Source organism: Streptomyces sp. NPDC003077, assembly GCF_040611095.1.
GTDB lineage: Bacteria > Actinomycetota > Actinomycetes > Streptomycetales > Streptomycetaceae > Streptomyces.
Genome location: NZ_JBEXNM010000051.1, coordinates 57,146 through 65,973, shown reverse-complemented (window position 1 = coordinate 65,973; position 8,828 = coordinate 57,146). Strand labels below are relative to the sequence as shown.

At 72.6% G+C, this 8,828-nt stretch carries 5 protein-coding genes and 1 pseudogene; 1 reads left to right on the top strand and 5 read right to left on the bottom strand.

The genetic code is table 11. The features are described from left to right. The 5 genes and pseudogenes from ABZX96_RS27795 to ABZX96_RS27775 form a co-directional block, all read right to left on the bottom strand. A partial coding sequence (locus tag ABZX96_RS27795; protein ID WP_355549653.1) for a hypothetical protein occupies positions 1–2,728 on the bottom strand: 2,728 nt, incomplete at its 3' end. 77 nt (positions 2,729–2,805) lie between these two features. Next, positions 2,806–3,918 carry an AAA family ATPase gene (locus ABZX96_RS27790; RefSeq protein ID WP_355549642.1) on the bottom strand — a complete coding sequence of 371 codons (1,113 nt, stop codon included), beginning with the start codon at positions 3,916–3,918 and terminating at the stop codon, positions 2,806–2,808. A 23-nt stretch (positions 3,919–3,941) separates the two neighbouring features. Then, positions 3,942–5,648 (bottom strand): VWA domain-containing protein, encoded by a 1,707-nt coding sequence (locus ABZX96_RS27785; protein WP_355549640.1) that lies wholly within the window; start codon positions 5,646–5,648, stop codon positions 3,942–3,944. After that, entirely contained in the window at positions 5,645–7,024 is a 1,380-nt protein-coding gene (locus tag ABZX96_RS27780) for a hypothetical protein (RefSeq protein ID WP_355549651.1), read from the bottom strand. The genes ABZX96_RS27785 and ABZX96_RS27780 overlap by 4 nt, the downstream gene beginning before the upstream one ends. 69 nt (positions 7,025–7,093) lie before the next feature. Continuing rightward, a pseudogene (locus ABZX96_RS27775) lies at positions 7,094–7,597 on the bottom strand (hypothetical protein); the annotation flags it as partial. A gap of 562 nt (positions 7,598–8,159) precedes the next feature. Here ABZX96_RS27775 and ABZX96_RS27770 point away from each other — a divergent pair. Then, positions 8,160–8,369, top strand: coding sequence for a DUF2180 family protein (locus tag ABZX96_RS27770; RefSeq protein ID WP_355549638.1), 210 nt, complete (start codon positions 8,160–8,162; stop codon positions 8,367–8,369). Positions 8,370–8,828 lie beyond the last annotated feature (459 nt).

The following is an 8,828-nucleotide window of genomic DNA, read 5'->3' as shown; positions in this document are numbered from 1 at the left end:
GGCCCCCCCCGGCCGCGCCCGGGGGGGCCGGGGGCGCGCGCGGCCGGCCCGCGCGGGGGCGGGGGCGGCCCGGGGGGGGCCCCCCCGCCGCGGGCGGGCCCGCCCCCCGCCACGGCGGTATCCACGCGTCCAGTGCCGCGAGCCGGCCGGGGAAGATCCGTCCGGCCTCGCGGATCAGCAGCGGAGCCAGGTCGGCGCCGTCCGACCGCAGGGTGGTGATCAGGGTCGGAAGCCATGGCAGGAGTACGGGGTCCGGCAGCCGCGCGAAGGCGTTCGACACCGCCTCCACGACGAAGTCGGCGAGGCCCGGGACGGGTTCCAGCGCGTGGAGGAAGCCGCTGAGGTAGCGCGGGTAGGCAGGCACCACCAAGGGGTTGCCGAGCAACTCGTCGCACCGCGCCCGCAGGTCGGCCCGGGAGAGCCGGCCCAGGTGCGTCTGGGCCGCCCACAGCAGTGCCGTCTTCGACGGGTCCTCCGGGTGCGACTGGGTCACCGCCAGCTCCAGTTGGGCCCGGTCGCAGCCCAGCGACAGCGCCAATGCCTCCATGCTGAACAGGAAGCCCAGCATCGCCGCCACCTGGCGCACGGTGGCGTCCTCGTCGGTGAACGCCGTGGGCAGCAGGGTGCAGTAGTGCGCGTAACCGGCCTTGGTGAAGGACTCGATCCAGGGCGGCAGTACCGGCTCACTGGTGCGGTAGTACGCCAGCAGCCGCCGCACCCGGCGCAGCACCTCCGGTGCCCCGTCGACGCTGCGTTCGGCCGCCAGCACCTCCAGGGCGCGGTTGCCCAGCTCGTCGGCGAGGCGGCGGCTGCGCAGGTAGAGCGTCGCGTCCTCGACGGCCTCCAGGACGGTCGCCGCGGTGGCCCGGGGGTGGTACGCCGTGCGGCGCAGGCGCTGTTCCAGGACCTGTTCGATGCTGACGCCCTCGTAACCGAGTTCGATCAGCGCGCGCTCGTGAGTGCCCAGCGCCACGTCCCACGACTCCTGGATCGGACGCTCGCCGAGCCGCCGCTCGCCCATGATCGGCCGTACGGCCTCCTGCGGCAGCAGGTAGCGCAGCATCCACAGCACGTCGGAGCACTGCTCCAGCTCCGGCCGTCCGGCGATGTCCAGCAGCGCCCGCTGCACGCCGCGCTGCTGGAGCTTGAGGCCCAGCGGCGCGAGCCGGTCGTGCACGTCGCGCGCCAGGGGCGGCAGCGCCTCGTAACCGACCCGGCCCACGCGGTCGCCGCCCATCATGATCTCCACGAGGCGGCGCACGTCGCGCCGGCCGGGCACGGAGTCCTTCTCGATGCAGGTGACGGCCGCGTCCTGGAAGTCGTACGGCGTGGGCTTCGCCCGGTCGCGCATCCCGGCGAGCAGGATCGACGTCTCGAAGACCGCGATGGCGTCGGCGGTGGACGCGAGGTAGCCGTTGCGGCGCGCGGCGCGCACGATCTCCACCGACCAGCCGAGCAGCTCCGCCTCGTCCAAGCGGTCCAGCACGGGCGGTTGGTGGAGGAACCCGGTCAGCTTGTCGGGGGACGGGGACGGGGACGAGGACGGAGCCGTCGGGGCGGGAGGCGCCGCGGCCGTGGTCTTCTTGGCCTTCGGCTTCTTGGTGCCCGCCTGCCCCTCCAAGCGGTACGGCTTGACGCGGGTGCGCTTGAGGTTCTTCGCCCACTCCGTCGCGGCGATCGACACCGAGCCGGCGGCGAGGCCGAACTGCGCCTCGATCGCCGCGTGGCTGGACGGGATCAGGCCGTGCTGCCACGTGGTGGCGGTGCGCGGGCCGATCTCGAACGTGTCGGTGCCGTGGACGCCGAACTCCGCGACCCGGCTGGCCGCGTGGAAGGCGCCGCAGACGTAGAGGCAGTCCGCGGGATCGGTGCCGCTCGCGGCCAGGTGCGCGCGCATCCTCGTCCACATGTACCGTTCGCGGTCCTCGTCCACCCGCACCCGGTGGGAGTCCCCGGGGGCCAGGCGGCGGAAGAGGCTGCCGATCAGGAACATGACCTGGCGGTAGGTGTCGTGGTCGCTGCCGCCGAGCGGCAGCTCGACGTACTGGTGCCACCACTCCGACCAGTGCCGCACCTTCCCGTGGCGCAGCAGGTGCTCCTCCAGTTCGGCGAACCGCGGACGCAGGTCGCCGATCTCCACGCCGACCGCGTCGCCGTGCAGCGCGGCCTCCTCCTCGGCGGGCGGCGCGTCCGGCTCGGCGGGGTCGGCGGCGTGCGCGCCGCGGGCGTCCCACTGGAAGACGTGGTCGGTGGAGCGGTCGACGAGGACGAGTTCCACGCCGGGCGTGTCCAGGGCGTAGGCGATCGCCTGGTACTCGGCCGAGGCCTCGGTGATCGGGGCGACCACCGACAGCGGCGCCCAGTCGGCCGGGAAGCCGTCGAGCTCGGTCGCGAACGCCTGGACCGCCACCGGGAGCCGGCAGTTGCGCAGCTCGGACAGCAGCGGCGCCATGTCCTCGCACAGCTCCAGGTACACGACCTTGGGCTGCTTCTCCCGCAGCCGGCGTGCCATGGCGAGCGCCGAGGCGGGGGAGTGGTGGCAGACGGGGAAGATCTCCAGCGGCTCGCGCACGGCGCGGTCGACGTCGTCGACGAGGCCGAGCAGGATGCCCTCCAGGGCGTCGGGCCCGCCGGCGAACGCCGCCGCGGCCTCCCGCAACTGCGAGCGCAGGGCCGTGAAGGTGCCGTGGCGCGTGCCGTCGTACGCCGCTTCGGGGGTGCCGCGCATCACGGCGGGGGTGCCGCTCGTGGCCGTTCCGCTGATGTCGTCGTCCTCCGTGATCGTGCCGTTCATGGCCGTGCCGCTCATGACAGGGTGGCGATCGCGTCGCGACCGCCCTCCAGGAACTCCGGCCACGAACCGCCCTCTTCCTTGCTGCGCGGCTCGACGACGCCGTGCAGGTACTTGTTCAGAATGGCCAGGTCCTCGGGCTCGCGCCGGGCCAGCGACCCGACGAGGGAGGAGGCCAGCGTGTGGGCGCTCAGGGCGCGGTCGCCGAAGAAGTTGCTGTGCAGGATGGCGTCCTCCAGCACGCCGATCTGCTCGGCGGTGGACAGCGCGGACTCCAGCTTCTCGTCGTCGCTGCCGGCCGCGGCGGCGGAGGCGCGCAGGTCGGCGAAGCTCTGCAGCAGCACGTCCAGCAGCGTCGGCGGCACCTCCAGCTCTATCTGGTGGCGGCGCAGCAGCTCCTCGGTGCGGAAGCGGACGATCTCCGCCTCGCTCTTCTTGTTCGTCACCACCGGGATGCGGACGAAGTTGAAGCGGCGCTTGAGCGCGGAGGAGAGGTCGTTGACGCCCCGGTCGCGGCTGTTGGCGGTGGCGATGACGGAGAAGCCGGGCTGGGCGAAGACGATGTTGTCGCTGTCCAGCTCGGGGACCGAGATGTACTTCTCGGAGAGGATCGAGATCAGCGCGTCCTGCACGTCGCTGGTGGCGCGGGTGAGCTCCTCGAAGCGGCCGATCGCGCCGGTCTCCATCGCGGTCATGATCGGGGAGGGGATCATCGACTCCCGCGACTGGCCCTTGGCGATGACCATGGACACGTTCCAGGAGTACTTGATGTGGTCCTCGGTGGTGCCGGCCGTGCCCTGCACCACCAGCGTGGAATTGCGGCAGATCGCCGCGGACAGCAGCTCCGCCAGCCAGCTCTTGCCGGTGCCGGGGTCACCGATGAGCAGCAGGCCGCGGTCGGAGGCCAGGGTGACGATGGCCCGCTCGACGAAACTGCGGTCGCCGAACCACTTCTGCGCGATCTCCCGGTCCAGGCCGTCGGAGCGCTCGGACCCCAGGATGAACAGGCGGACCATCTTGGGGGACAGGCGCCAGGAGAAGGGCTTGGGGTGGTCGTCGACGGACTCCAGCCAGGCCAGCTCCTCGGCGTACTTGATCTCGGCGGGGGCGCGCAACAGGTCGGACATAATGGGGCCTTTCTTGAAAAGTATCAGGTGAGGAACGACTTGAGCTCGTGGACGAGCTTGCGGATGTGGCCGGAGATCACCGGCGTGCCGAGGTCCTTGAAGCGCTCGCGGAACCACGGGTTGACGCTGCCGCGGCCGGAGCTGGTCACCGAGCCGACCGGGATGAACTTGGCTCCCGAGCGGTGGATGGCGGCCATGCTCTCGAACAGCGGTTCCGTCTGCCATTCGTAGAAATCGGAGATCCACACCACGACGGTGTTGCGGGGCTCGGCGATCTTCGGCTGGGCCAGCGCCATGGCGACCGTGCCGTCGGTGCCGCCCCCGAGGTTGGTGCGCAGCAGGGTCTCGAACGGGTCGTGCACCCACGGCGTCAGATCGAGCGCCTGAGTGTCATACGCGATCAGGTGCACGTCCACCTTCGGCAGCCCGGCGAAGATCGACGCCAGGATGGTGCAGTTGACCATCGAGTCGACCATCGAACCCGACTGGTCCACCACGACGATCAGCCGCTGCGGCGTCGTCTTGCGGGCGGTGTGCCGGTAGTAGAGGCGGTCGACGTACAGCCGCTCCTCCTCCGGGCTCCAGTTGGTGAGGTTCTTCCAGATCGTGCGGTCCAGGTCGAGGTTGCGGAACACCCGCTTCGGCGGGACGGAGCGGTCCAGGGCACCCACCGAGGCCTTCTCCACCTGAGTTCGCAGGACTTCGGCGACCTCGTCGACGAAACGGCGGATCAGCGCCTTGGCGTTGGCCAGCGCCACGCCCGAGAGGTTGTCCTTGTCCTGGAGCAACTGCTCGATCAACGACATGCTCGGCGACAACTGCGCGGCCAGCTGCGGATCGGCCAGTACCTCGCGCAGGCGCATCCGCTTGACGAGATCCGCCTCGATGGCGCCGAGCTCCGGGCCGATCGCCGGGATCAGCCGACTGAGGTCGGGTGTCGTGCCGCGCCCGCCGGTGCCGGTCGGGCTGACGCCCCGCCCCGCGGCGCCCGCCCTGTTCCCTCCGCCCGCGCGGGCGCCGCGCAACTCGCCGGGACGGCAGCCGAGCGCCCGCTCCAGCCAGCCCGCGTCGGACTGCCAGCGCGCCAACTGACCGGCGGTGACCGTGCCGGGAGCGGAGGCGAAGACATTGAGCAGCACCTTCGAGACGAGGGCCGCCCGCCGCACCTCGGCGGCCCGGTCCCGTGCGCCGTCCTCGCCGTCCGCGTCGGGTTCGTCGTCCTCGTCGGGCTCGGGTGTCATCAGGCCGTCGAACTCGGCGGCCAGCTCCGGATGGCGCTGCACGATCGAGTCCATGGAGGCTTGGGGGTCCAGCAGCGCGGGCGGCAGACCGATGTCCTCGACGACGGCGAGGCTCGCCGATTCCAGCGTGGCCTGCTCCTCGTGGTCGAAGAGACGGGCGAGGAGGCGCCAGTAGAGGACCTGGCGGCGGTTGTCGTGGGGGTTGGGGTCGTTGGTCTCGTCAGTTGGGTCAGTCTCGTCAGTCGGGTCAGTCGGGTCAGTCGGGTCAGTCGGGTTAGTCGGGTCGGTCGGCTCGGCCCTGTCGGCCGGGTCGGCGCCATCAGGCGTGTCGGCCGGAACGGGCCCGGGGTGCTGCGGGGCCGGGCGCTCGGGGACCGGCGCGGTCTCGGCCGTGGGGTCGGAGGCCGACGCGGTCTCGGTGGTCGTCACGGCGCCGGTGGTTCCGCCGGCCGTGGTCGCGGACGGGCGTCCGCTCGTCCGCTCGGTCATTTGCGCAACAGCCTTCCGGCCCGTTCCCGCAGTACGGCGACGGCGTCGGTGGCGGCCTTCTCGGCCTTGACGCCGGCCTTGTCGTCCGTGCCCCCGGCCCACCCGCCGGCGTGCACCGCGACGGTCTTCTTCCGCACGGTCGTCTCGACGGCCAGGGGCTGGAGGCGGAACGCCCCGGCGTCCCAGCGAAGCAGCCCGATGCAGGCGCCGGACGCCGCGACGGCTTTGGGCGTGAGGGGGCCCGCGGTCGGTATGCGGTCGATGTCGACGGGGAGCGGGCGCCCGGCTGCGATGAAGGTCACCGCGTCGCCGTCCTTGCCCTCTCCGGCGTGTTTCCGTACGACGTAGCCCTCCAGGAAGACGGGGACGGCGAGGCGCGCCGGGTGCCGGTCCAGCGGTGCGGTCGCCGCGTCGGTGGCGACGGGCAGGGCGACGCGGGCGGTGGCGAAGGCGTCGGCCGGTTCGCCCGGGCGGGCGAGTGCGTCGTCCCAGAGCAGGTCGCCCTCGGCGGTGACCGGCATCCCGTCGAGCTCCATCGAACGGCCTTCGCCGACGGCCCCCAGCAGGGACAGATGCGGGCGGAGCAACTGCCAGAGACCGGCCCCGACGACCGTGTCGGGCTTCGGCGCCGACGCGCTCGCCCGCACCAGGCGGGGCGCGGTGCCGTCCGCGGGCTCGAACACCGCGTGGACCTGCGCCTGTACGGCGGTGGCGTGTTCCTGGAGGTCGACGCCGAGGGGCAGGAGGCGGCCGGTGGCCGTGCCGGTCACGGGCGCGTCGGCCGCGCCGGGGAGCGTCAGCAGCATCGCCCGCGACCACAGGTCGGCCCAGCGGCGCGCCGGGACGCGTTCCAGGGCCGCGCCCGGGCAGGACGCGGCGAGCTCGGCGGCGAAACCGTCCAGGAGCGTCGCCAGGCGGCGCAGGGACGGGTCCGGGAGCATCGCGGAGACGACCGGAGCCACCCCGGAGACCACCTCGTGGTCGATGCCCCGCCACCCGCAGCGCGCCAGGTCGGACAGCCAGGAACGCGCGGCGGCGAGGACGTTCACCGCCTGCCGCTCGCCGGACGCCGGGGCGGTCTCCTCGCCACCGGACCGGCCGGTCACCTCCGCCGCGCGGGTCGTCAGCGCGTCGTGGACGGAGCCGAGCAGTGCGGCACGGGCGGCGGCGAGGGCGACGAAGTGGTCCTCGTTCGCGGCTCCGGCCGCCGTCTTCTCCGCCGCTTCGGCGACCCTGGCGGCCAGCGGTGTCCCCGCGAGGGCGTCGGCGAGCTCCGTCAGACCGGCGGCCTGCGCCGGTTGCGGACGGAGCAGCCCGGCGACGAGGGCCCGGTCGAAGGCGTCGACGGCCGACAGGGCTTCGTCGAGCCCGTCGATGCTCTCGGCGAGCGGGTCGGCGTGCTCCTCCGCGTCCGGACCGGGCTCGTGCGGAGATGCCCCCGCCGTCACCGCCCGGGTCGGCGGGAACCACTGCATTTCCGGCAACGGCGCGGTGGTGGGGGCGAGTTCGAGGTAGGCCAGGTGGCGCAGGAACCGGCTGAAGACGGGCGCCGCGGCCTTGGTGTCACCCTGCGGGGGACGGGTGGCGGCCATGTCGGTGGTGAGGGACTGCGCGCTCGGCTCCCCGTCCGCCGTCTCGACCCTCAGGTAGCGGGCGACGCGCCCGGCGCCGTACTGCAGCACCGCCTCGTTGATCAGAGCCTGGATGTGCTTGCAGAACATGCCGCGGGCGCCGCCGCAGGGCCGGTTGTTGTTGGTGCTGCACGCGAACGTGTAGGTACCCGCCTCCACCGACGAGACATAGACCCGCCCGATGTCCGAACCGCTGGACACCACACCCTGCAAGCGGCCGTCGGCCAACTCGACGAACGGGACCTTGGCGAGCTTGCGCGGCCGTGCGGGTGCCACCACCCGCGCCGTGCTCGACCTCTCCCAATCTGCGTCTGACAACGCACCATCTCCTAGCCCAAAGGGACGTCAGCGCCACATCGGCGAGACACGCTTTGAACATAGAGGCGACCACTGACAACGCCGCTCGCGAGCGGCGAGCGGGGTGCGGAGTCGGCGGCGGGGGAGGGCGACCGGACGCGTGAAGGCGCGGTGATGCGGATGGGCGGAAGTGTGAGGCGTGGGAGCGTTCGCGGCGAAGGAATTCCGGCATGGCAGCCCGCCCGTGCCCGTCTTCGCGCGGTGGATCTCGTGGGGGCGGCAGCACCGCGGCGTCCCGCCGGGTCGTGATCACCGCGTCGGCACGGCTCGCTTCGAAGCGACGTTTCGAAGCAGAAGCAGGCGAGAGGTAGGAGAGGCACCCGAGACGATCATCTAGAATTGACTCTGTCCAATCTAAGGGGCTAGCTTCGTGGTCGTCGGCGTACAACCTGCCGCGTCCGCCGCGTAGTTGGCGCTGTCCCGCTCACCCCTCACGCCGACGTGCCGCCCCTCCCTGGGCCGGGAAACCGCCGTGTCCCAGTACCGCGAGCATGTCGGCCCTCGATCCCGCACGGAGTCCCCCATGAAGTGCTACGACTGTGCCCTGTCCGGAAGGAGCGACACGACGGCCATCGGCGTCTGCACCCGGTGCGGCCTGGTCATCTGCCGCGACCACGGGCGTGTCACGCGGACGGTGATCCACCAGTCCCGTGGAACCGGTGCCTCGACCACCGGCCGTCCGGCCCGCCGGGCGGTCTGCCAGACCTGCTACGGAGCCGAATACCCCGGCTGAGCTGCGCGGATCCCGCCCGTTCCGGTCGGCGCGCCCGCGCCCGAGATCGCGGCGCTGACGGGGCCAGAACGGAGGGCCGACGCGCCCCCCATGCATGCCGACGCGTAACCGCCCGCGCGCCCCCTGTTTCCGCTGGTGCGGCGGCGCGCCGTGTCCGCCCGGGGCGGCGAGCACCCTTGGCCGCGTGCGACCGCGTCGCCACGCGCGACCCTTCGCCGCACGGCCCCCCGCAGTCCTGTGATCCAGAGAGAGCCAGAAGGAGTGTGTGGTGAACGTCCCGACCGAGCCCCAAGGCCACCGGCCGTCCTCCGGAACCGGTACCGCCGGGCACGAGGCCCCGGATGCTTCCGTCCCCCTCGACACCCCTGCCGACCGCCCCGGCCCCATCGACAGATCCTTAGCCCAGCCCCGTACGCGGCTCCCGGCCGACACCCCCGCACGCCGGTACCGCCTGCTCCC

Coding starts and splice junctions, on each gene's coding strand:
- ABZX96_RS27790 (WP_355549642.1), bottom strand. CDS start 3,918: ATGTCCGACCTGTTGCGCGCCCCCGCCGAGATCAAGTACGCCGAGGAG.
- ABZX96_RS27770 (WP_355549638.1), top strand. CDS start 8,160: ATGAAGTGCTACGACTGTGCCCTGTCCGGAAGGAGCGACACGACGGCC.
- ABZX96_RS27785 (WP_355549640.1), bottom strand. CDS start 5,648: ATGACCGAGCGGACGAGCGGACGCCCGTCCGCGACCACGGCCGGCGGA.